The organism is Alteromonas aestuariivivens, from assembly GCF_003367475.1.
Classification (GTDB): domain Bacteria; phylum Pseudomonadota; class Gammaproteobacteria; order Enterobacterales; family Alteromonadaceae; genus Alteromonas; species Alteromonas aestuariivivens.
Genome location: NZ_QRHA01000007.1, coordinates 187,039 through 210,612 on the forward strand (window position 1 = coordinate 187,039; position 23,574 = coordinate 210,612).

The 23,574-nt window shown below is 49.3% G+C and carries 20 protein-coding genes, 2 tRNA genes and 1 pseudogene; 8 read left to right on the forward strand and 15 right to left on the reverse strand.

The features are described 5' to 3' along the window. Positions 1–2 precede the first annotated feature (2 nt). Entirely contained in the window at positions 3–389 is a 387-nt protein-coding gene (gene gloA, locus DXV75_RS11200) for a lactoylglutathione lyase (protein WP_115593506.1), read from the reverse strand. A 45-nt stretch (positions 390–434) separates the two neighbouring features. Continuing rightward, a pseudogene (locus tag DXV75_RS11205) lies at positions 435–689 on the reverse strand (endonuclease III); the annotation flags it as partial. A 147-nt stretch (positions 690–836) separates the two neighbouring features. Between DXV75_RS11205 and DXV75_RS11210 the strand changes: the two are divergent. Both DXV75_RS11210 and DXV75_RS11215 read left to right on the forward strand, forming a co-directional pair. Next, positions 837–1,907: a helix-turn-helix domain-containing protein gene (locus DXV75_RS11210; RefSeq protein ID WP_115593507.1), complete on the forward strand. Its 1,071-nt coding sequence runs from the start codon at positions 837–839 to the stop codon at positions 1,905–1,907. Positions 1,908–1,991: 84 nt separating this feature from the next. After that, the gene (locus tag DXV75_RS11215; protein WP_115593508.1) at positions 1,992–3,011 is read left to right on the forward strand and encodes a S41 family peptidase; all 1,020 of its coding nucleotides are present in this window, start codon (positions 1,992–1,994) and stop codon (positions 3,009–3,011) included. Positions 3,012–3,221: 210 nt separating this feature from the next. Here DXV75_RS11215 and nth read toward each other — a convergent pair whose 3' ends face one another. The 9 genes from nth to DXV75_RS11260 form a co-directional block, all read right to left on the reverse strand. Next, on the reverse strand, positions 3,222–3,854 hold the full coding sequence (gene nth / locus DXV75_RS11220; protein WP_115593509.1) for an endonuclease III: 633 nt from the start codon (positions 3,852–3,854) through the stop codon (positions 3,222–3,224). Positions 3,855–3,884: 30 nt separating this feature from the next. Beyond that, complete coding sequence (locus tag DXV75_RS11225) at positions 3,885–4,577, reverse strand: electron transport complex subunit E (RefSeq protein ID WP_115593510.1); 693 nt, start codon at positions 4,575–4,577, stop codon at positions 3,885–3,887. A 5-nt stretch (positions 4,578–4,582) separates the two neighbouring features. Further along, a complete protein-coding gene (gene rsxG / locus DXV75_RS11230) occupies positions 4,583–5,233 on the reverse strand; it encodes an electron transport complex subunit RsxG (RefSeq protein ID WP_115593511.1) in 651 nt (216 codons plus the stop codon). After that, entirely contained in the window at positions 5,230–6,324 is a 1,095-nt protein-coding gene (gene rsxD / locus DXV75_RS11235) for an electron transport complex subunit RsxD (RefSeq protein ID WP_115593512.1), read from the reverse strand. Before rsxD ends, rsxG begins: the two co-directional genes overlap by 4 nt. 6 nt (positions 6,325–6,330) lie before the next feature. Beyond that, positions 6,331–8,466 carry an electron transport complex subunit RsxC gene (gene rsxC / locus DXV75_RS11240; RefSeq protein WP_342767310.1) on the reverse strand — a complete coding sequence of 712 codons (2,136 nt, stop codon included), beginning with the start codon at positions 8,464–8,466 and terminating at the stop codon, positions 6,331–6,333. Continuing rightward, positions 8,412–8,981, reverse strand: coding sequence for an electron transport complex subunit RsxB (gene rsxB / locus DXV75_RS11245; RefSeq protein ID WP_115593514.1), 570 nt, complete (start codon positions 8,979–8,981; stop codon positions 8,412–8,414). The genes rsxC and rsxB overlap by 55 nt, the downstream gene beginning before the upstream one ends. Then, a complete protein-coding gene (rsxA, locus tag DXV75_RS11250) occupies positions 8,981–9,562 on the reverse strand; it encodes an electron transport complex subunit RsxA (protein WP_115593515.1) in 582 nt (193 codons plus the stop codon). Before rsxA ends, rsxB begins: the two co-directional genes overlap by 1 nt. Before the next feature lie 238 nt (positions 9,563–9,800). Further along, positions 9,801–9,877, reverse strand: a tRNA-Asn gene (locus tag DXV75_RS11255). 26 nt (positions 9,878–9,903) lie between these two features. Next, positions 9,904–9,980, reverse strand: a tRNA-Asn gene (locus DXV75_RS11260). Positions 9,981–11,086: 1,106 nt separating this feature from the next. Here DXV75_RS11260 and DXV75_RS11265 point away from each other — a divergent pair. From DXV75_RS11265 to DXV75_RS11275, 3 genes are all read left to right on the forward strand, one after another. Next, complete coding sequence (locus tag DXV75_RS11265; protein ID WP_483964191.1) at positions 11,087–12,469, forward strand: MATE family efflux transporter; 1,383 nt, start codon at positions 11,087–11,089, stop codon at positions 12,467–12,469. Further along, positions 12,466–14,481 carry an excinuclease ABC subunit UvrB gene (uvrB, locus tag DXV75_RS11270; RefSeq protein ID WP_115593516.1) on the forward strand — a complete coding sequence of 672 codons (2,016 nt, stop codon included), beginning with the start codon at positions 12,466–12,468 and terminating at the stop codon, positions 14,479–14,481. The genes DXV75_RS11265 and uvrB overlap by 4 nt, the downstream gene beginning before the upstream one ends. Before the next feature lie 180 nt (positions 14,482–14,661). After that, complete coding sequence (locus tag DXV75_RS11275; RefSeq protein ID WP_115593517.1) at positions 14,662–15,591, forward strand: LysR family transcriptional regulator; 930 nt, start codon at positions 14,662–14,664, stop codon at positions 15,589–15,591. 86 nt (positions 15,592–15,677) lie between these two features. Here the strand turns inward: DXV75_RS11275 and queC are convergent, their stop codons facing one another. Continuing rightward, complete coding sequence (gene queC / locus DXV75_RS11280; protein ID WP_115593518.1) at positions 15,678–16,334, reverse strand: 7-cyano-7-deazaguanine synthase QueC; 657 nt, start codon at positions 16,332–16,334, stop codon at positions 15,678–15,680. Between the two features lie 114 nt (positions 16,335–16,448). Between queC and queE the strand changes: the two genes are divergently transcribed. Both queE and DXV75_RS11290 read left to right on the forward strand, forming a co-directional pair. Next, positions 16,449–17,093 carry a 7-carboxy-7-deazaguanine synthase QueE gene (gene queE, locus DXV75_RS11285; RefSeq protein ID WP_115593519.1) on the forward strand — a complete coding sequence of 215 codons (645 nt, stop codon included), beginning with the start codon at positions 16,449–16,451 and terminating at the stop codon, positions 17,091–17,093. Between the two features lie 88 nt (positions 17,094–17,181). Continuing rightward, positions 17,182–18,057, forward strand: coding sequence for a type 2 periplasmic-binding domain-containing protein (locus DXV75_RS11290; RefSeq protein ID WP_115593604.1), 876 nt, complete (start codon positions 17,182–17,184; stop codon positions 18,055–18,057). A 79-nt stretch (positions 18,058–18,136) separates the two neighbouring features. Here the strand turns inward: DXV75_RS11290 and asnB are convergent, their stop codons facing one another. Then, entirely contained in the window at positions 18,137–19,810 is a 1,674-nt protein-coding gene (gene asnB, locus DXV75_RS11295) for an asparagine synthase B (protein WP_115593520.1), read from the reverse strand. Between the two features lie 305 nt (positions 19,811–20,115). Further along, positions 20,116–21,783, reverse strand: a complete 1,668-nt coding sequence (locus DXV75_RS11300; protein ID WP_115593521.1) for a M28 family metallopeptidase — start codon at positions 21,781–21,783, stop codon at positions 20,116–20,118. Positions 21,784–21,854: 71 nt separating this feature from the next. Here DXV75_RS11300 and DXV75_RS11305 point away from each other — a divergent pair, with 71 nt between their 5' ends. Further along, positions 21,855–22,715, forward strand: coding sequence for a DUF3025 domain-containing protein (locus DXV75_RS11305; protein ID WP_245953179.1), 861 nt, complete (start codon positions 21,855–21,857; stop codon positions 22,713–22,715). Here DXV75_RS11305 and DXV75_RS11310 read toward each other — a convergent pair. Then, positions 22,712–23,416, reverse strand: coding sequence for a Yip1 family protein (locus tag DXV75_RS11310; RefSeq protein ID WP_115593522.1), 705 nt, complete (start codon positions 23,414–23,416; stop codon positions 22,712–22,714). The genes DXV75_RS11305 and DXV75_RS11310 overlap by 4 nt on opposite strands. Positions 23,417–23,574: the final 158 nt, after the last annotated feature.

The following is a 23,574-nucleotide window of genomic DNA, read 5'->3' on the forward strand; positions in this document are numbered from 1 at the left end:
AATTATTCCTTGGATTCGATCAGTTCTATGGCGTAACCATCTGGGTCGCGGACAAATGCTATAACGGTTGAACCACCTTTTACCGGCCCGGGTTTGCGATAAACGTCAGCACCTTTATTTTCCAGATGCTCGCAAAAAGCGTAGATGTCATCCACGGCAAAGGCAACATGGCCATAGGCATTTCCTTTGTCGTAGCTGGTCTGCCCCCAGTTGTAGGTCAGCTCCAATACCGCCTGTTCAGATTCGTCAGCGTAGCCGACAAAGGCCAGCGTGTACTGGTATTCTGTATTTTCGGATTTCCTCAGCAGCTTCATGCCCATTGTTTGGGTATAAAATTCGAGGGATTTATCCAGGTCTGCAACCCGAATCATCGTGTGCAACATTCGCATTAAAATTCTCCAGAAAGAGTTAGTTTCAGGGCCAAATCTGTTTGGTCACTCATCGCTGGTTTTTTCCTTAAACTCGCACAGATCTTCAATAATGCAGGAGCCACAGCGCGGTTTGCGAGCCACACAAGTATAGCGCCCATGCAGAATAAGCCAGTGATGAACATCGAGTTTGAACTCTTTGGGTACCACTTTGAGCAATTTGTCCTCCACCTGGTCAACATTCTTACCCATAGCAAATTTGGTGCGATTGCTGACCCGGCATATGTGGGTGTCCACGGCGATGGTTGGCCAGCCGAAAGATAATTACGGTAGATTTAAGTCTTCAAACCCAATTACATCGCACAGTATTAGTTTCAGCGTGCTAAGCAAGCCATGATAAGTGATTTTTAACAAACTTATATCTGGACAAAAGCGTACGTTTATTAAAGACTGGCTGGTGGAAAAAGAGTGAAGACTAAATATGAGTTCCCGCAATTCATGCAGATAACCCTGACCAATATCTTTCAGCTTGTTATGGCTGCACAGTTCAGCGTTTACGTTATCTTTATGATGCGAACGATGCGTTTATTACCATTCTCGTTGTTACTTTTTACCATATCAGTACACATGATTACGAACTTTCTGATTGATACACAGACGGTAGCGAGTTCGTATGATATTACTTTTTCATTTCGTTTTGTTTATGGTCCGTTGCTGTATTTGTCCGTCCGAGAAATAATTAGACAGAAGCCTAAACTCGAATATAAAGATCTAGTTCATGCTATACCTTTTCTTATTGCGGTGCCATCAGCAAATTCCTACTTTATCTACGATGTACTTGGTATCTTTAGCCTAGCGATTTACTTTGCACTTGCTATCAAACTTGTTATAAGCGTTAAACAAAAAAGCGCAGATATCGTTAGTGTGCCGGGCGCTGGACGTATAGATTGGATTCAAAATGCGACTATCGGCCTAGTACTGATCAGCATATTTGATATTTGTCATGTAATGATCTTTAAATACGACCTTCTTCAAAGCACCATTGATTTCCACCAAATGACTCTAATCATGCTCATTGTGCTAATGAATTGGTCTGCTTATAAAGCAATACGTTACCCAGAGGAGTTTGAAGGGTTTACTAGTGTGGACCTGACTCAAATTCAAGGTACTGAGGACGACTCAAGCATTCTAAACGATGAAGAAAAAGCAGCTATAGAAGATGCTATTACCTACCTGAAAGAAAAAAAGCTATATCTAAAGCCGACTTTGCGAGCCAGCGACTTAGCGGATTCTAAAGGACTGAAACCACGCTTCTTATCTCGCGCACTCTACTTGCATACTGGAATGCGCTTTAACTCTTTAGTAAATACATTAAGAATAGATGAGGCGAAAAAACTCATCTCTAGTACCCCTAGTGATGAACTCAATATATTGGCAATAAGCTTTGAGGTCGGTTTTAATTCTAAGACAGTATTCAATTCCTCGTTTAAAACGATGACAGGAATGACTCCCTCCGAGTACAAAAAAACGCAAAAATGACGTTCGTATTCCAGAATATGTACGTTTTTGGTTTTTTTCTTCGATAAATTGAACCCTCAATATTTAAAACCGAGGAAAAAAATTATGTTTCGTAAGCTAGTTATTTATATGGTCTTAATGGCAAGTGTGCATTTAACATTTAGTGCGTTTGCAAAGCCACCTTTTGAGAAAACATTGGTTGATATTGAAAAGGCTATGCAAACCTATCATTACTCACCGCAGGAGCTTAACTCCCCAGAGTATAAAAAGATGCAGGCGAAGATGCGAGCATTGGCAGAATCTGCAACGAGTAAAAAGGAATTTATCGATGGTTTCAATCACATGTGGTGGGAAGGTCCTTTTTCTCACGTCAGAATTGATGAGGCCAATCAGTCGGCAGAAGCATTGGCTGAATTTTTAGATAAGATGAATGTAGGCGGAAACGGTGCAATTTTGACATGGGAAGGCAATGTTGCTGTGTTAACCGTTAATACAATGATGGGGCAAGATACAATAAAACAGATTGATGCTGCCTATGATGAAATTAATCAAATGAATGCCGCTGCGCTAATAATCGACTTACGGCAAAACAATGGTGGAGCATTTGCAGTTAAGCCACTAGTGAGCCATTTGATTGAATCTCCGATAGATAGTGGTGTATTTGTGTCACAGGCATGGAATGCCAATAATAGTAATCCACCCACAGCGAAAGATATGAAAGAGCTCGCTGCTTGGGAAGGTTGGTCGATTAAAGCATTTTGGGAAGACGCTCAAAACAACAATATAACAAGAATTCAGTTTCAGCCTGCAACACCCTATTTCGGTGGCAGGGTGTTCGTATTGATAAGTAAAACAACAGCCAGTGCTGGTGAGTTAGCGGCGGACGCTCTTCTTGCTCTGCCCAATGCTACCTTAATAGGTGAAACAACAGCTGGTGAGATGTTGTCACAAAAAATGTATGATGTGGCTGGTGGCTTTCAGATATTCTTGCCGATTGCAGATTATTACTCCGTCAACTCTGGTCGTATAGAAGGCAATGGTGTGAAACCTCATATTTCCGTTCCTTCGACGGATGCGATGGATGTTGCTTTGTCCACTATTACCGATTGCTGCCTAAATCAATAATTCTAATGAACAAGGCGGTACTCAGTCTTTAATTATTTAACTGATATGTCTAGCCTACATTAGCTTGTTTAATTTTAGAAATGTCCCACTTATGTTGTTAGAAAGTATAACATGATTATTTAAGGCCTGATTTTAAGTTAAATAGGCCTTTGTAATACCATGAAGTATGATTAACTGATAGCAGAGTTGATCTCAGTTGCTCACTAATAATTACTCAGTCTTATCCTTAAACTCGCACAGATCTTCAATAATGCAGGAGCCACAGCGCGGTTTGCGAGCCACACAAGTATAGCGCCCATGCAGAATAAGCCAGTGATGAACATCGAGTTTGAACTCTTTGGGTACCACTTTGAGCAATTTGTCCTCCACCTGGTCAACATTCTTACCCATAGCAAATTTGGTGCGATTGCTGACCCGGAATATGTGGGTGTCCACGGCGATGGTTGGCCAGCCGAACGCGGTGTTGAGGACCACATTGGCTGTCTTCCTGCCAACGCCAGGCAGTGCTTCCAGCGCTTCACGGTTCTCCGGAACTTCCCCATCGTGTTTGTCGAGAAGTATTCGGCACATCTTGTGTACATTTTCGGCTTTGGCGTTGAACAGGCCGATGGTTTTGATGTACTCCTTGAGGCCTTCCACACCTAGGTCATAAATTTTCTGCGGCGTATTGGCTACAGGGAACAGTCTGTCGGTGGCTTTGTTCACCCCCACATCGGTGGCCTGGGCAGACAAGGTCACTGCTACCAGCAATTCAAAGGGGGAGCTGAAATTCAGTTCTGTGGTCGGATGTGGGTTTGCGTCTCTGAGTCGGGTCAGTATTTCCAGTCGCTTTTCTTTATTCATAATTCCAAAGCTTGTCGTTCCGGCGAAAGGCTAGGACTCAGCAGTAACCCGCGCGCGGGTAACCTGTTGTTGTGCCGGCTGCCGGCGCTTTGCCAGATTTGCGTCAATCGTATTTTTGGCGGCTATCAGCAGCCCCATTCCGAGGAATGCTCCGGGGGGTAAAATGGCCAGCAAAAACGGCTGTTCCGTTGCAAACAGGGTAAACTTCCAGTCATGGGCAATGCTGCCAAACAAACGGTCTGCGCCCGACAACAACGTTCCGGCCCCAAGTATCTCGCGAATGCCCCCCAGTAGCATCAGTACCAGCGTAAAGCCAAGCCCCATTACCAGACCATCGTAGGCGGCAGGCAGCATGGCATTTTTTGATGCAAACGCTTCGGCCCGCCCGATAATGGCGCAATTGGTTACAATTAGCGGGATAAAAATCCCAAGGGCAAGATAGAGCTGGTAGGTGAAGGCGTTCATCAGCAACTGGATAACGGTGACAAATGCCGCAATGATCATTACGAACACCGGTATGCGAATTTCATTGCGTACCCAGTGACGCACAGCAGAAACTGTAATATTGGAACCGATCAGTACCAAAGTTGTGGCAAGTCCTAGGCCTAGCCCGTTAATCAGGGTTGCGGTAACGGCAAGAAGTGGGCATAAACCCAGTAATTGCACCAGAGCTGGGTTATTTTTCCACAACCCTTGCCAGGTCAGATCCTGATAATCGTTCATGGTTTCTATTGTCCCTTGGATGCAGTTTCAATGGGGGCACAGTCATTTTTCGCCTCGAACAGCACGGAGCTGTTTTCTTGAGCAAACAACAACGCACGACGGACGGCGCCGACTACGGCCCTGGGGGTAATGGTAGCTCCGGTGAACTGGTCGAATTGGCCACCGTCCTTTTTTACCTGCCAAAGAGTTTGTTTTGCGGCGTCAAAGCTTTTACCGCTGAAGGAATGTATCCAGTCACTGACAGCAAGTTCGATTTTATCACCCAGACCAGGGGTTTCCTTGTGTTCAACCACTCGGACGCCCAATACGTTGAGACCGGTATCGACCCCAATAACCATATGAATATTACCGCTGTAGCCGTCAGGGGCAGTTGCCTCAATTGCCAGAGCATTGTCCTGCCCGTTTAATCTGGCGCGGTATATTTTGCGCCCGGGTAGTGGGCCCAATTCGGGAGCGCTGATAACAGTGCAGTCTTCAAAAAGGACATTATCATGGTAGTTTTCTGGTACCACTTCATTTAAAACCCGCAGCAGATTTTTCTGTTGCTGGACCAAAATGCGTTGTTCGGTGCCACTGTGAGTAAGGCCAATCATAGCCGTCGTGACGATCGCAAATGCGCCCAGCATCAGGGCATTTTTGCTCATGGTCTGAATCATGGCCGTTTTCCTTTTCCACTTCGAACATGGCTGTGATGGCCGTAGGTACGCGGGCGGGTGTAATAGTCAATCAGAGGTACAGCCATGTTCATAATAATAACCGCAAAGGCGACCGCATCGGGGTACCCCCCAAAGGTTCGGACAATGACAACCCAAAACCCGATTAAGCCACCAAAAATCAGCCGCCCTTTGTTGGTGGTAGATGCGGACACCGGGTCGGTTGCAATGAAAAAGGCACCAAGCATTACGCTGCCATTAAACAGGTGGAACAGTGGAGAGGCGTAGTGATCCTGATTGATTAGGTGTATCAATAACGAGACCACAACAACTGAAGCCAACATACTTACAGGAATATGCCAGTTGATAACCCTCAGCCTGAGCAGGGCAAGCCCTCCGGCGGCGTATGCCAGACTCACCCAGGCCCAGCCTGCCCCCAGGCTGGCGGCGAATGCACCGGAAAATACTGGCATGTTAAGTGTTTCTGAATAGGTCAGCCCCTGGGTCAGACCGGTTTTAACCGCATCCAAAGGCGTAGCCATGGTCACGCCATCCCAATCAGTGCGCAGTTGTGTAACATCGTATCCGGCATTGCTGAAGCCAGTGAATATGACACTGAGCGTGTCGCCCAGATTGACAGTGCTGGCTGCAAGGGTCTGCGGCGGCATCCACATTGTCATTGCGGCCGGAAATGAAATCAGCAGCATGACATAAGCTACCATCGCGGGATTAAACATGTTGTAACCCAGCCCGCCATAAACCTGCTTAACAATAGCGATGGCGAATACCGCTCCAATTACGGTCATCCACCAGGGAAGCAGGGGAGGCAGGCTTACAGCCAGCAACAATGCAGTTAACACGGCACTGAAGTCACTGACTGCATGCCGGATATTTTTGCCTCTGAGGGTCAGAACAGCGGCTTCGGTAACAATGGCAGCTAGCACTGCAAGTATTGCCTGTACAATGACTCCCCAGCCAAAAAAGTACCACTGTAGCGCCAGTCCGGGCAGCATGGCGTAGATCACCAGTCGCATAACCTGGCCGGTATCTCTTGGGGTACGCTGGTGCGGAGAGCTGGATAGGGTCAGTTTCATATCAGTTTATTTTTCATCCCGTTGAGCTTCTTTGCGCGCTTTTGCCCTGGCCACGGCTGCGGCAATCCGGCGTTTCTTTTCATCTTCTGCGCTGCTCGCTTCGCCCAATGGCGGGTTCCTTGTCCCATGAGAGTCTTCAGCCAAAGGGCCGGCGGTTAGCTTCTGTGATTCCTTTTTGGCTTTTGCGCGGGCAACAGCTGCAGCGACCCGCTTTTTTCTCTCCGCATCGGCATCTGTACCTGTTGTATCATCGGAATGGGAGACCGGTTGCGGAGTATTGTTCGTTGGCGAGCCTTGTGACTGGGCCGCTTTTTTGGCCTTGGCTCGTGCTATTGCAGCGGCAACGCGTTGCTGCTTGTCATTGTCTGTTGCGGCTGTATTTTCCGTATCTCCGGTTTCCTGCGCAGAAGCCTGTTGTGCAGCTTTTTTTGCTTTGGCGCGGGCTATGGCTGCGGCAACCTGGGTTTTACGTTCAGGCACACTTTCTTCAGGCGGTGCGGAATTGTCTGGATTGTTGTCAGGCAGAGCGGCTCGTTTTGCTTTTGCTCTTGCCAGAGCCGCAGCAACCTTGTCACTGGTATCACTGCCAGCTTGTTGTGACGCGGCCAGACGGGCTTCCTTGGCTTTTCGGTGTTTTTCTTCGCGCTCCCGTTTCTCACGTTCAAGGCGGGCTTTACGGGCTTCAAATCGTTCTTTGGCCTTCTCGGCGCGGATTTTTTCGTCCCGTTGCAGACGAATTTCGGCTTTCGCCTTTCGGTAGTAATGCACCAGCGGAATTTCGCTGGGGCATACAAATGCGCAGGCACCGCATTCAATACAATCAAACAGATTGTATTCTTCGGTCTTGTCGTACTCCCGGGCCTTGGCGTGCCAGAACAACTGCTGAGGCAGCAAAGTGACCGGACAGGCATCAGCACAGGCACTACAGCGTATGCAGGCTCTCTCATTGTCACTGGAGCGCAGCTCGTTTCTTGCCGGGGCCAGCAGGCAGTTGGTAATTTTTACTACCGGAATATCAGCATGGCTTAGTGTAAAGCCCATCATCGGCCCACCCATAATGACTTGCGGAGCCGATTGCTTTTCCGCCAGGTAGCCAGCCAGATTCAGTAAGTGAGCGACCGGAGTGCCGATAGGAGCCCACACATTTCCCGGTTGGCTTAGCGCCCCTCCCGTTAATGTGACAACCCGCTCGATAAGGGGTTTGCCCTGAAAGATGGCGTCGGCGACGGCGTAACAGGTACCCACATTGAACATCAGGATGCCGATATCTGCAGGCAAGCCATCCCGGGGAACTTCCCGGCCCGTCAACATCTGTATCAGCTGTTTTTCACCGCCAGCCGGATATTTGGTTTCAACCTCCACCACTCGATAGTTCGCCTTGTCCTGACAGGCGATTTGCATGGCTTCTATGGCCTGAGGTTTGTTGTCTTCAATGGCGATCAGGACCATTTTGGGCTGCACCAGATGTTGCAATACATCGATGCCCTGGCGGATCTGCCAGGCGTACTCGCGCATCAAGCGGTCATCAGCGGTGATGTAAGGCTCACATTCCACACCGTTGATAACCAAAAATTCAATGGGTTTGCTACTACTGGTTTTGATATGAGTCGGGAATCCTGCCCCCCCCATGCCGGTAATCCCGGCCTCGCAGATGGCTGCGACAACCTTGGCAGGATTGAGTGTCTGATAATCTGTGAGGGGCGTCAGGCTGCACCACTCTTCGTATCCATCTGGACGGAGGGATACGCATTGCTCGGTCAGGCCACTGGGATGTGCAGTAACATGATGGCCAACGCCAACCACCTCTCCTGATGTCGGCGCGTGCACAGGAACCGCGAACGGCTGGTGACTGCTGGTCAGGGGTTGTCCTTTCAGAACACGCTGGCCGGGTTCAACAATCAATGTTGCCTCGGTACCGACATGCTGGCGCAAAGGAACGTTGAGAATCGATGCCAATTCAACCCGTCTGATGGGCAATTCACTGGTCTGGTCTTTGTTGCCCGCAGGATACACTCCTCCGGGGAAAGACTGAAGCCTTCCGCTATCGAGCTGAGCTACAACCTGATCAAAATTCGGATACATAAGGTTCAGGATACCGTCTTTATAGCGATATCGCCCTTGGGCGACTGGGTAAAATTCCACTTCCAGGTGCTGGTGGTAGGGGACACCGGGATCATATCAATACAATCTACCGGGCAGGGTTCCACACAAAGATCGCAGCCTGTGCATTCTTCCGCAATAACGGTATGCATGTGTTTGGCAGCCCCAAGAATGGCATCTACCGGGCAGGCCTGGATGCATTTTGTGCAACCGATGCACTCATCTTCGCGGATAAAGGCAACTTTTTTCACGTCTTCCTGGCCGTGTGCGGCGTCTAAAGGTTTTGGTTCAACGCCCATTAAATCGGCCAGCTTTTTTATCGTTGCTTCGCCACCTGGCGGGCACTTGTTGATGTCATCCCCGTTAGCAATGGCCTCAGCGTAAGGCCGACAGCCTGGGTAGCCGCACTGGCCACATTGAGTTTGTGGCAGTATTTCGTCCACCTGGTCCACCAGAGGGTCACTGTCAACATGGTACCTGATACTGGCCCAGCCCAAGATCAAACCAAATAGCAAAGCGAGTGAGCCGATGCTGATTAATGCGATGGTCACTGTCATCAGAATTTCACCAATCCACTGAACCCCATAAAGGCGAGTGACATCAGGCCTGCAGTGATCATGGCAATGGATGCCCCTCGGAATGGTGCAGGTACATCTGCGGCGGCAAGACGTTCACGCATGGCGGCAAATAAAATCAACACCAGGGAGAACCCTAAGGCAGCACCAAAACCGTATATCAGACTTTGCATAAAATTATGCTGCTCTGTCAGGTTTAGCAGGGCAACGCCGAGTACGGCACAATTGGTGGTAATTAAAGGCAGGAAGATACCCAGTAACCGATAAAGCGTAGGGCTGGTTTTGTGTACCACCATTTCAGTGAACTGAACCACCACGGCAATTACCAGAATAAAAGCCAGCGTACGCAGATACCCGATCCCCAAGGGCTGCAGCAGGTAGGTTTCGACCAGGTAGCTCGAAACAGAAGCCAGTGTCAGTACAAAAGTGGTCGCCATCGACATGCCGATGGCGGTTTCCAGTTTGCTTGAGACTCCCATAAACGGGCACAAGCCAAGGAATTTTACTAACACAAAGTTATTAACTAGCACTGTGCCAATTAACAGCAACAGGAAATCGGTCATGAAATTTCAAAGTTCCTTTACGGACGTGTTGAAGTTTTGTTTGTGCTGGCCACGGCAGTTAGAAAAAACCAGGCAAGCGAATTACCCACATATTATCGCTTTTTGGCGCAGGATTAACAACTTGATAAATTTAGGGATATTTGAAAAAAGCAATGAAGACAGATAAGTCAGCCCGCGCAATCGCAGAGCCAAGATATTGATAACAGGAGGTAAATACGAATATGTTCGGTGAGAAGATTGGCTCCCCCTCCCCGACTCGAACGGGGGACCTGCGGATTAACAGTCCGTCGCTCTAACCAACTGAGCTAAGGGGGAATCGACCTTGTTTGCGTTTGAAAAGTTGGCTCCCCCTCCCCGACTCGAACGGGGGACCTGCGGATTAACAGTCCGTCGCTCTAACCAACTGAGCTAAGGGGGACCTGCTTTTCAACGGAGGCGAATATTAATGAGGTCCTTGGTTGCTGTCAACAACCTTGAAGACTTTTTTATTTCGAATGAACAAAAATTGTCATTTCGCTGGTTTTATCGCCAAATTGGGCTTAATGAGCCAAAAATGACAGTTTAAAAATTAAGCAATGCCCGAAATTGGTGATTTTGCTGCATTCTTATGGAGCATGAAAAATGCGAAAAGCAGGGAGTAGCATCTTTATAATTAATCATGTGCAATTCATTACAAAAAGCTATTAAAATTGTGTTGAATACTGTACTTAAAAACAGTGTTTAATAAAACTGTAACCTGTTATTCCTGTCCGAAAGGTTAGTCGTTACTTACCAAAAATTGTGCTAGTAACGGAGAAAATCCCGCCATTGCTGGTGTTTAGGCAGTTATCCACTAAATCTGTGGATAACTATGTTGATAGCTGTCTGGATCTAAGTTTTCTGCGTCTGGTTGTTCTGCTTCAGGTCATGATCCAAACAGGGGGGATGCGTATAAAATCCTTATAAATCATGGTGGAAAGCCCAGATCCTGGATCATAATAAGGGATCTGCTTGTGATCTGATAGACACAAACGGTGTTGTGTGTTAATTCCGCAGTGATCAATCCTTAACCGCAGGGATTTACCGTTAGGTGATGTTTTGCAACATTGATTTAACAAAGCCCCATGGCTATCAATACAATAGCGTGTATTTACCCTTTGAAGCGCAACGCCGAATATCTCTTTGGCTCTCGTGGGCGGATTGTTTTTTTCTGATTTAGTGCTACCCAAAGCAAACTGATTCGTGAAAAAAAGCATTAAATGCCAGTTTCATCACCAATGACCAATATTGACCGGATTTTTGTACATCATACCGATTGCCTGTATTAGGAGGCTGTTTTCGGTCTGGAATCCGGCCAGCACAGATGAATTTTGGTAATTGTCATAGCGAAGGGGCAGGCTGTACCGTAAACTAGGGAGATCTTCAGGCCCCGGTGACACGCAGTATGAGCGGTGGTGCTCATACCTACCCGATGTGTCAGTCACAAAATCTGACCCGGTTGGCTCCCGGGCCTTTAATGGTGTATCAAATTCTAATGAGAAGAATGTGAGCAACAAGCAGCACAACGCACGCAATAACGACCTCACCCAAGGGGACATAGGCAACACATTAAAACGAATGACCATTCCCATGATTATGGGGATGGTGATGATGATGAGTTTTGGACTGGTAGACACCTTCTTTGTCAGTCTGCTCGGAACCCATGAACTGGCTGCAATCAGTTTCACTTTCCCGGTAACCTTTACGGTAATCAGTCTCAACATCGGATTGGGTATTGGCACCTCTGCGATTATAGGGCGCATGCAGGGTGCGCGGGATTTCAGTCGCTCCCGGTTTTATGCAACTGGATCATTGATGCTGTCGGTTTTGCTGGTTGGTGCGCTGGCTTTTATAGGTTATTTGAGTATAGAACCTGTGTTTTCTGCTTTGAACGCTGACCCGGCACTGATGCCTGCGATTCGGGATTACATGTCAGTCTGGTACTTGTCGAGCATTTTTCTCTCCTTGCCGATGGTGGGAAACAGCGTATTGAGAGCCTGTGGTGACACCCGTACTCCCAGCATTATCATGGCGTCGGGCGGGGCCTTGAACGCAGCCCTGGACCCGCTATTGATTTTTGGGTTTGGCCCTGTTCCTGCGATGGGTATTCAAGGGGCCGCTCTGGCTACCCTGATTGCCTGGCTCGTAGGGGCAAGTTGGATCATTTATCTTCTTGCAGTTAAACGCCAGTTAATTCTCCCTCGCATTCTTGGGCTGGCGGAACTCAAGGAGTGCGCGCGGGAAATATTGCGTATAGGTCTGCCGGCTGCGGGTGCCAACATGTTGACGCCCATAGCTGGTGGGGTTATGACGGCTGTGGTGGCGGGCTATGGTGCAGAGGCCGTGGCTGCCTGGGGGGTGGGTAATCGAATGGAATCCATTGCCAGCATTGTGATCCTGGCACTTTCCATGACTTTGCCACCGTTCATCAGCCAGAATGTTGGAGCTAATCTGCATGCGAGAGTGCGGCATGCTTACCACATTGCAATCCGGTTTGTTCTGATGTGGCAACTGGCAGTATTTGTTCTGCTATGGCTGTTGTCAGACTGGATTGCCGCCGCATTTGCCAATGAACCGGATGTTGGATTTCTGATTGCATTGTTCCTTACTATTGTGCCTTTGGGTTACGGGATGCAAGGTATCATTATTCTGACCAACTCCTCGTTGAATGCCATGCATCGGCCCATGTCAGCCCTCATCCTCAGTATTGTTCGTCTGTTTGTGTTTTACGTTCCGGTTTCCTACATTGCCAGTATTTATTTTGGTATTCAGGGCCTGTTTTGGGGGACGGTTGCAGCCAATGCTATGATGGCGCTACTGTCGTTCGCCAGTTTCAGGCGGGCGCTGAATCAGGAATGGCCCACAACGCAGCAAGGTGAGATTTTATGAGTCGTGGTTTTGAATTGGTTTCCCACTATCAGCCGGCTGGCGATCAACCCAAGGCGATAGCCAGTCTGGTGGATGGGTTGGAGAGTGGACTGGCTTGCCAAACCCTGTTAGGGGTAACCGGATCAGGAAAAACCTTCACCATGGCCAACGTAATCCAGCAGTTGCAGCGTCCGACCCTGATCCTGGCGCATAACAAAACCCTCGCTGCTCAGCTGTATGGCGAAATGAAGGAGTTCTTTCCCAACAATGCGGTGGAATATTTCGTCTCCTACTACGACTATTATCAGCCAGAGGCCTACGTACCCAGTACGGACACTTTTATAGAAAAAGACGCTTCTATTAATGACCATATCGAGCAGATGAGGCTGTCAGCAACCAAGGCCCTGATGGAACGCCGTGACGTGGTCATCGTTGCCAGTGTTTCCGCCATTTACGGGTTGGGCGACCCTGAATCCTATATGAAAATGCTGTTGCATTTGCGCCAGGGCGATACCATGGACCAGCGCGATATCCTGCGTCGTCTGGCGGAGTTACAGTACAAACGAAACGATCTGGCGTTTGAGCGTGGTACATTTCGGGTTCGGGGAGATGTGATTGACATTTTCCCCGCTGATTCTGAAAAACAGGCCATTCGCGTCGAATTGTTTGACGATGAAATTGACCGCATCAGCCTTTTTGACCCTCTGACCGGTGCTGTAGAAAAGGCCGTAGTTCGCGCTACTGTATTCCCTAAAACCCACTATGTTACGCCGAGGGAAAAGATCCTCAGCGCCATTGAGCAAATCAAAGTGGAATTGGGTGAACGCAAAGAGCAACTGAAACAGTCCAACAAGCTGATTGAAGAGCAGCGCATATCACAGCGCACTCAATTTGATCTGGAAATGATGCTCGAACTGGGTTACTGCTCCGGTATTGAAAATTATTCGCGCTACCTGTCCGGACGAGCGCCGGGCGAGCCGCCACCTACGTTGCTGGATTATTTTCCCGCCGATGGTCTGATGTTCATTGATGAGTCTCACGTCACAGTGTCACAGGTCGGAGCCATGTACAAAGGCGACCGTTCACGCAAGGAAACCCTGGTGGAGTTTGGATTTCGCCTTCCGTCTGCGCTGGACAATCGTCCATTAAAGTTTGAAGAGTTTGAGCATATATCACCTCAAACTATCTATGTTTCAGCCACACCGGGAGAATTCGAACTGCAGAAATCCCAGGGTGATATTGTGGAACAGGTGGTGCGTCCAACCGGATTGCTCGATCCCGTGATTGAAGTGCGCCCGGTTGCTACCCAGGTGGACGATGTGCTGTCCGAAATTCAGTTGCGGGTGGCGGCCGATGAACGTGTGCTGATCACCACGCTGACCAAACGTATGGCGGAAGACCTGAGTGAGTATCTGAACGAGCATGGCGTGAAAGTGCGTTATCTGCATTCTGATATTGATACGGTGGAGCGCATAGAAATTATTCGCGATTTGCGTTTGGGCAAGTTCGATGTGCTAGTCGGTATTAATTTGCTGCGTGAAGGATTGGATATGCCGGAAGTATCGCTGGTGGCAATACTGGACGCCGACAAGGAAGGATTCCTGCGGGCAGAACGCTCGCTGATTCAGACTATTGGCCGCGCAGCGCGGCACATTAACGGCAAGGCAATACTGTACGGCGACACCATTACCCGTTCCATGAAAAAGGCCATTGATGAAACTGAACGTCGCCGGGCCAAACAGCAGGCCCACAATGAGGCTAACAATCTGACGCCACAGCGTCTGGTAAAACCCATCACTGATATCATGGATGTGGGAGACAGCGCGCACCCGGCTTCGGGTAAAGTTAAGCTGCGCAAAGTGGCTGAGAAGAAAAAGCAGTTGGAAATGGCAAGTGCTACTGAGTTAATGGCGAAAATTGCAGAGCTGGAAAAGCAGATGTTCGATTACGCCAAAGAGCTTGAATTTGAAAAAGCCGCCGCACTGCGGGACGACATTGAGGCGTTACGCAGGCAGGTGGTGGCGGTGTCTTAAGGTATCGAAATTGGAATTCATCCTGCCATGTTGTATAGCAAAAAATACCTATCAGGTGGTGTCTGTTCAAAAAAAATGCGCATAAGCATAATAAACTTAAAGATTGCCGTTGTAATCCCTTGAACACTTGCCTATTATGCTGATTCAAGTATCCATAACTATACCTATAAATGGTGCCGTATGCTGAACCGTTTGCAAGAATCAGACATCAAGCTCCTCAGAGTATTTTACGCCGTTGCCAGCTGTAACGGATTTACTGCCGCAGAGCCGGTTTTGCGTATGCAACGACCGAATATCAGCGCGGCTATCAAAAAACTCGAAGAGCGGCTGGATTTGGTATTGTGTCATCGTGGCCGTGGTGGTTTTCAGATGACAAAAGAAGGTGAGGTGGTTTTTCAGGAAACCAAACGCATCTTTAATGCTTTCGATAACTTCGTATTCAACCTTAAATCGCTGCATGACGATTATTCCGGCCACATTACGCTGGTTTTGATGGCTGGGTTGCCACTGTCAGTGCATCTGGCAGTCAGTAAGGCGGTTAAAAGCACCATGAAGAAGTTTGATGATATTCATGTGAATATTCAGACCCGCCTTTACAACGAAGTAGAACACGTTGCCTTGTCCGGAGAATGCCACCTGGTGGTGTCTACCTACGATATGGTCAAACCCGAGTCTGTAACCTTCCATCCTATCGGTGTTGGGTGTAAAGGGCGCTTGTATTGTGCACCCACACACGCGCTGGCAAAATACCGTGACTCGGCTTTTCCGGATGATCTCAAGATAGAAGATTACCCAGCTATAGGCATTTCCGGTTTGTCTTCAGCAAATTATATAGAGGGCGATCGTCGCTTGGCCATTCAGACTTTCTCCGACTCTTACGATGCAGCAATGTCGGCCATTATGACCGGAGAATATGTTGGCCTGTTGCCGGATTACATGGCCAGGGAGCAGGGAGCAAGTTTGGGGTTGGTGCCTATTGCCCAGGGCAGTATGTTCAACTTTGAACACGAATTGTTTGTTATGAACGGTAAGAATACCCGTTTGAATCCGGTTCTGCGCCACTGTATCAAGGAACTGAGCTATTTTGTGGCAGAGAGTCAGCGCACCTGATCCTCTGAGATTACAATTTCTTCGCTCGCTACGAGCTGGACTTTGTCAACACTCTGAAGCGCCCGAGGGGCGCTTTTTTGTGCTTGTTATTCGTATTCCAGCGGGTCGGTTGCCTGATTATCCCGAAAGGCCTCCAGGCGCTCCTGACACGCGCCGCACTTTCCACAGGCTTTTTCCCTGCCGTTGTAGCAGGTCCATGTTTTGCCGTAATCCAGCCCCATTTTCAGGCCATCAGTGAGGATGGCGGTTTTGGAATCCTGTAAATACGGAGTAACAATTTCCACTGCTTCGTAATTGGCAATCGCACAAACCTGGTTCATCCGTTCGACAAATTCCGGACGGCAATCGGGATAGATGGCGTGGTCGCCCGAGTGGGCGCCATAAAACACTTTGTTCGCGCCCTGGCTGACAGCGTAACCGACCGCCAGCGACAACAGGATCATGTTGCGGTTCGGCACAACAGTCTGTTGCATGCTGGGCTCTTCATAATGACCTTCGGGTACGTCAATATCGTCGGTCAGTGCCGAGCCACCGACCAGGCTGTTGATAGCGCTGATGTCGACCACCTTGTGAGGTACGCCAAGTTCGTCACAAACGGCAGCAGCGTAAACGAGTTCTTTTTTGTGTCGCTGCCCGTAATCAAACGACAACGCCAGCGGTGATTTTCCTTCCCGAATGGCCTTATTCAGAACCGTGAAAGAGTCCATTCCCCCGGAATAGATAACAACGACTTTTTCAGACATAGTAAAACGGTTGAGTAAATTAATACCGGAATTTTATGTGATCCTTGCTAAAATCCCAACCGACATTTATCAAAGGGGCAGGCATTGAGCTCATCAGTACTAAAAATCAATGAAATGTTTGAAACCATTCAGGGAGAGGGCGTGTTTACCGGAGTGCCTTCAGTCTTTGTCCGGTTGCAGGGGTGCCCGGTAGGTTGCCCATGGTGCGATACCAAACACACCTGGGTGGTGAATGAGGCACTGGCGACTACCCCGACAGCAGTATTGAACAAGTCGCAGGAATCCGAGGCATTTTTTAACACCAGTGAAGCGAACTTGCTGGCAGAGTTTTCGCGTCAGGGATATCGTGCGAGGCATGTGGTTATCACCGGCGGTGAACCCTGCATGTATGATTTGACGCCACTGACTACCTTGCTGCATCAACAGGGCTTTACCAGCCAGATAGAAACCAGCGGTACCTTCGAGGTGTTGTGTCACCCTGATACCTGGGTAACGGTTTCACCTAAAGTAAATATGAAAGGTGGGTATGAAGTGCTTGTGTCTGCTCTCAAACGGGCGAATGAAATCAAGCACCCTGTTGCGATGCAAAAACACATTGATGAACTGGACACGTTGCTGGCGCAACTGGACACGTTGCCGGTGGTGTGTCTTCAACCCATTAGCCAACAGCAACGGGCCACCGACCTTGCGATCAAAACTTGTATCGAGCGCAACTGGCGATTATCGTTACAGACTCACAAATACATCGGGATTGAGTAAATTCATGGACGCCCAGTTTTGGCAATGCGTCAGGCGCAAACCAGTTGTGCCTGGTGATGCAACGGTTAACGTTTCTCATTCTAAGGTAATGGGTAAACTGGTGATGGGAATAGCGGTCATGTTGCTGGCCGGATTGTCGCTTGGAGCACAATCGGCGACCTGGTCGATCACATACCCCCGTTCGCTGGATGATACCGACCTACGTAATGAGTACCCGGTTGCGTTGCTTACACTGGCGTTGGAAAAGACCGGAGTGAAATACCGCCTGTTGCCTTCCGATCGTATTATGCTTCAGGGCAAGGCCTTGCGTCAGTTACGGGAAAACCGGGAAGTCAACGTGGTGTGGAGTATGACCGACAGTCAGCGTGAGCGGGATCTTCTGCCTATTCGCATCCCTATCGCCAAAGGTCTGATTGGCTGGCGGGTGTTTTTGGTGACGGAGCAAAAGTTGCCGCGATTCTCAATGATAACACGCAAGAGTGATTTGCTCACGTTGGCCCCGATACAGGGTGAAGAGTGGCCGGATACCAAAATTCTGCAGGCTAATGGCTTCAATGTATTCACGGTGCCTACCTATCAGGAGGCCTTTAGTGTGCTGGCATCAAACCGTGGAGATTTCTTTCCCCGTTCGGTTATTGAGGTGTTTCAGGAAATGAAAACCCAGAACCTTGCCCGGGAAATTATTCTGGAACAGGACCTGGCCTTGTATTACCCGACGGCAATGTACTTTTTCGTTAACAAGGGCAACCAGGTTATGGCCCGGTTGCTTGAAACCGGATTACGCAGGGCGATTGAAGATGGTTCATTTGATGCCCTGTTCTTCGCCTCCTACGAAGAAACCCTGAAGCAACTGGCGTTGGATAAACGCAAGGTATTCGTTCTCGAAAACCCGCTGCTGCCGGAACGCACTCCGTTGCAGGATACCCAACTGTGGTATCAGCCTAGTCAAAACCTGTTGCAGTAGAAAAAAAGCAGGAGAAAACCTGCTTTTTGAGTTTTTACACAGCGGCTGCACCAAGAGCTGGTTTGGCCGCAATCGCCGCTCAGTGGCTCTGACCGGCGTGAACGTCTTTCATTGACCGCCCGGATGGATCGGCGTTATTTTTGAAGCTTTCATCCCATTCCAGTGCCTCGACAGTACTACAGGCAATCGACTTGCCTCCAGGCACACACCGTGCGGCGCTTTCCTGTGGAAAATAGCTTTCAAAAATTGTGCGGTAATAATAGCCTTCTTTGGTGTCAGGGGTATTGACCGGAAAACGGAATTCAGCGGTGGCTAATTGCTGGTCACTGACTTCGTTTTCAACAAAGTCCTTGATTGAGTCAATCCAGGAGTATCCGACACCGTCTCCAAACTGTTCTTTCTGTCGCCATAACACTTCCGCCGGCAGGGTGGTGCCGTTGTCAAAGGCTTTACGTAAAATCCATTTTTCCATACGGCCTTCCAGACACATTTTGTCTCTGGGGTTCAGACGCATAGCTACATCCATAAAGTGTTTGTCCAGGAACGGAACCCGGGCTTCCACGCCCCATGCAGAGGTCGCTTTATTGGCACGGGCACAGTCGAACATGTGCAGGCGAGCCAGTTTTCGAACCGTCTCCTCGTGGAATTCCTTGGCGTTTGGCGCTTTGTGGAAATACAGGTAACCACCGAATATTTCATCCGAGCCTTCACCAGAAAGAACCATCTTGATACCCATGGCTTTGATTTTCCGGCTCATCAGGTACATAGGTGTGGCTGCACGAATGGTGGTTGTATCGTAAGTTTCCAGGTGATAGATAACATCACGGATGGCGTCCAGGCCTTCCTGTACTGTGAAGTGAATTTCGTGATGCACTGTACCAATCATCTCGGCCACTTTCTGCGCGGCTTTCAGATCCGGGGCTCCTTCCAGTCCCACTGCAAAACTGTGTAGGCGAGGCCACCAGGCATCGGATTTATCTTCATCCTCAACCCGCTTGGCGACATACTGGGCGGCCACCGCAGAAACCAGTGAGGAATCCAGTCCACCGGAAAGAAGCACCGCGTAGGGTACGTCGGACATCAAGTGAGATTTCACGGCTTTCTCGAACGCTTCACGGAGCTCATCCATGTTGGTTTCGTTGCCTTCTACAGCGCTGTAGTCCATCCAGTCGCGCTGATAATATTTGGTCAGTTTGCCGTGTTTGCTCCACAGGTAGTGGCCTGGAGGGAATTCACTGATGGTTTTACAAACCGGCGCCAGTGCTTTCATTTCAGAGGCAACATAAAAGTTGCCATGCTCATCGTAACCGGTGTAAAGCGGAATGATACCAATGTGATCACGGGCAATCAGATAGGCGTCTTCTTCCTGATCGTACAGTACGAATGCGAACATGCCCTGCAATTCGTCAATAAACTCTGCACCTTTTTCTTTAAACAAAGGCAGGATAACTTCACAGTCTGAGCGGGTCTTGAATTCGTACGGAGTAGCCAGTTGTTGGGCCAGCTGTTTATGGTTATAAATTTCACCGTTAACCGCCAGGATCTGTTGTTCATCCTGACTGGTAAGCGGCTGAGCACCAGTATCTACGTCGACAATCGCCAGCCGTTCGTGGCACAGGATGGTATTGTCATTATTCCAGATACCCGACCAGTCAGGGCCGCGATGGCGCAGCAGTTTGGTTAAATCTAGAGCTTGGGTTCTGAGTTCAGACACATCGGTTTTGATATCCAGGATACCGAAAATACCACACATATAACGGGTTCTCTCTTTTCACTTGTTGAATTTTAAAGGCTTGCTTTCTGTCGGGAAGCTTAATGATGCCTGCGAAAAGCGTTTTTTTATTGGTTTGGTTGCATTCCGCGTCTATCGAATGTGCCAGCATGAGCGAAAAAAGCAAGCGGAATCTGAGCATATTTTTATCTATCTAATACCCCTGTTCAGGAATTAGACAATTGGAGCCGGATAACGCCTTGGCTTCCTGGCTTCGAAAGCCCTGACAAGGAGAGGGGCAAAAAAAACGCCCCGTCAAAGTGGGGCGTTTAGATGGGTATGGTTAATTACTGGCGCTGGAACTCACTGGTGGGGTTCCACTTTGGCCATTGTTGTGCATTGGCAACCTGTACACCCACATCAAAAAACAACTGCGCGTCCTGGGCGATACCGCTCAAATCCCAGCTATCGCGGTATTGATCGCAGACCTGATGATAGCAGCCGGTAACAATCACGTTCATGCGTTTTCGGTACTGGGCTGTCTGCTCGTCGACAGGTTCAGATCCTCCTTCTGCGTAAAGGGCCGGAACGCCTTTCTTTGCGAAACTGAAATGATCCGAGCGGTAGTAATATCCTGCCTCCGGTTTGTCTTCCTGGGTCAGATAACGCCCCTGTTTTTCAGCAGCAATTTTCAGATACTCTTCCATCTCCGATTTGCCCATCCCCACAACGGCCACATCCTTGGTTTTGCCCAGTACGTTCATGGCATCCATGTTGATGTTGGCGACCGTTTTATCCAGTGGAATAACGGGGTGATCGGCATAATATTTGGAGCCAAGTAAGCCCTGCTCTTCAGCGGTGACAATCAGAAAGGTAATCGAACGCTCCGGACGGGGCGTCAACATGCTGAAAGCGTTGGCCATAACGATGCTCGCCGCCGTACCGGTTGCGTTATCGTGGGCACCATTGTAGATTTGATCTCCCTCAAGGCTTTCGTCTTTACCGAGATGATCCCAGTGCGCGCTGTAAATGACATGCTCGTCGGGTTTACTTGCGCCCGGCAAGGTGGCAATGAAATTGTAGCTGCGGGATTTTTCAAATTCGTTGTTGACGGTTACCGATGCAGCAATGTCCATCGCCTTGGAATAGGGGCCCTGCATGGCATTGGCTTTCTCCGCGTCGAAATCGAGCCCGGCATCCGCAAATACCTTCTTCGCCGCATCCAGGGTTAACCATCCCTCTACCGCTACCCGGCTGGCTCCGCCGTCCTGGGATACCAGGCCATACTGGGGGCCGCTCCAGCTGTTGGCAACCACTGACCAGCCGTAAGAGGCCGGTGCGGTTTCATGTACAATCAGGGCACCTGCGGCTCCCTGGCGACTGGCTTCTTCGTATTTGTAGCTCCAGCGGCCGTAATAGGTCATTGTCTTGCCCTGAAACAGGCCGTTGTCCGGGTTTTCAAAGCCGGGATCGTTTACCAGTATGACCACGGTTTTGCCCTTTACATCCAGGCCTTCATAATCGTTCCAGTTGTACTCCGGAGCGTTCACACCGTAACCCACAAATACCAGTTCTGAGTCGGTCAGACTGACGCTGGCCTGTTCACGTTTTGACGAAGCCACCATGTCTTCCTTATACAGGAATGTATTGTTGCCAATGGTCAGTTGCATCTCCGGGTTGGCGGTGATTTCCATTAACGCGACTTCCTGCAGATAGCTGTCGCCATTACCGGGAGCAAAACCCGCTTTTTTAAATTCCGAGGTAAGGAAATCCAGGGTCTTCTTTTCCCCTTCGGTAGTGGGTAATCGGCCTTCAAACTCGTCAGACGCAAGCGTTTTCAGTGGTTCACGGATCTTTTCGTCAGTGATGTAACGGTAGGAAGCTTCGAAATTGGACGCCGGCGTTGCGGTTTCGTCAGTCTGTATCGGGCTGCTTTGTGCCGGGGAATCGTCCGGAATGCAGGCGCTGAGCCCGAAAAATGCGGGTACAAAAAACGGCAACAGAATTTTTTTCATTGTTGGTCTCTATTTGCTCTACAATAGCCACCCAGTATAGAGAAAAGCCCTTTCTGAACCAACTCCGTAACATGAAAAAAGTTGTTCCCTCCTGGTTGTCCCAGGCTCTGCCAGACCCGGTGCTCAAACCCCTGGACGATATCCTTAGCAGATACCGAATTGATGAACTGGCCCGTTTTCCGAGAGCGAAAGTACTGAATGGTATGGCCCGGGTTACGTCTACAGCAGGCTGTACCGGGCCGGAATTTATTGATCAGGGCCAGATAGCTGCTGATGAAGAACGCTACTACGAGCAGATCATATACGAGTCGGGTGTTATCCCTACCCGCGAGGACAGTTGGCATGATCTGTTCAATGCGCTTATCTGGCATGAGTTTCCCCTTACAAAGCGTTATCTGAATACTTTGCATATGCAGGATATCAGGGAATATGGCGTTCACCCCCGAACATCTCGCCGACATCGTCTAACCCATTTTGACGAGTGTGGTGTTGTGCTTGCCGTCCCCCGGCAACACCTGGACAGGGCCAACCGATTATTACAGGCGCTGGCCGATCACCAATGGGAATGGGCCTTTCTGGAATGCCGAAAATGGTGGGGTGAAGTTGTGATACCCGTGATGTTCGGGCACGCTAATTTGGAAATGTTGCTTGAGCCCTTTATTGGGCTGACGGGTAAATGGCTGGCGGTCACAGTTGGTGAGGAATTCGTCTGCTTAGGCTCCATGCAGCAACAGCAGATGCTTGATGTTGCGCTGAAAGAGCGCATTCAGGCGCTGGAGGATTTTCAGCCCCCGCATATACTGAAACCCTTGCCGCTATTGGGGGTACCGCATTGGTATCCCCAACAGCAAAGAGAGTTTTATGCCAATTCTGATTACTTCCGGCCTTTGCGTCCCGGGCGGCCAGCAACCAGCCAACTACCCCTGGATTAGAGTGCAAGGACTATCAGCCACAGGCCCCAGATCAGCGCGTACGGGGTGATGGCGATTACTGCCGCTTTTTTTACCGAAAACGACGTCCACTGGCTGATGCCGACGATGGTCAGGTAAATACTCCAAAAGCTGTCCAGGCGGATTGCCTGGGCGAAATTGTGATAGGGCGAATCCATTTCAATGCCAAAGACGAATGCTGCCGACAAAGGCGTCAGGATGTTGGGCGAAGTTTGCGGATTGGAGGTAAACATCATCAGCACCAAAGCGAGCAGGCAATTCACTACAACCGGCATTGCTGTCCACCAGGAAAAACCGTACCAGTCCATATACCCGTGCACATTCTGCTCGTCGGAGCGGGTGACAATATTCAGATATGCCGCAACAATGGCATTGATGATAATGTAGCCCAACACAGTGGCGACGGTCGCAAATACCAGTACGGATTGCGGGGTGAGTTGAGCCCGAATCTGGTCTTGTTCTGCCGGGCTGATTTGGTCGTACTGAGCAGTTATTAGCAAATCCCGGTACCAGTCAAAATCTACCGTGTTGAGGTAGGCGTAGTTTGGCAGTACCGATACCACCGCTACGATGATAAACGGGAACCAGGACCAGTTGTCTTTGGCGGCGAGCGCCCTGAATACCCCATTGGGGCGCAGAAATATGTCTTTGCAGGCCTGAAGGGGGTTACTCACGGTATGCATCCGTTGTTCCTTGTTTTTAATTGCAGCAACAAGCATAAACAGAATTTTTGTCTGAGCACAAGGCGTTACTGAGGACACATTTTGAAGCAATTTACAGTTGGGCTTGATACTTTAAGTGATTAAGCTGAACGTCATCGCCGTGGGAACGCGGGGCGGTG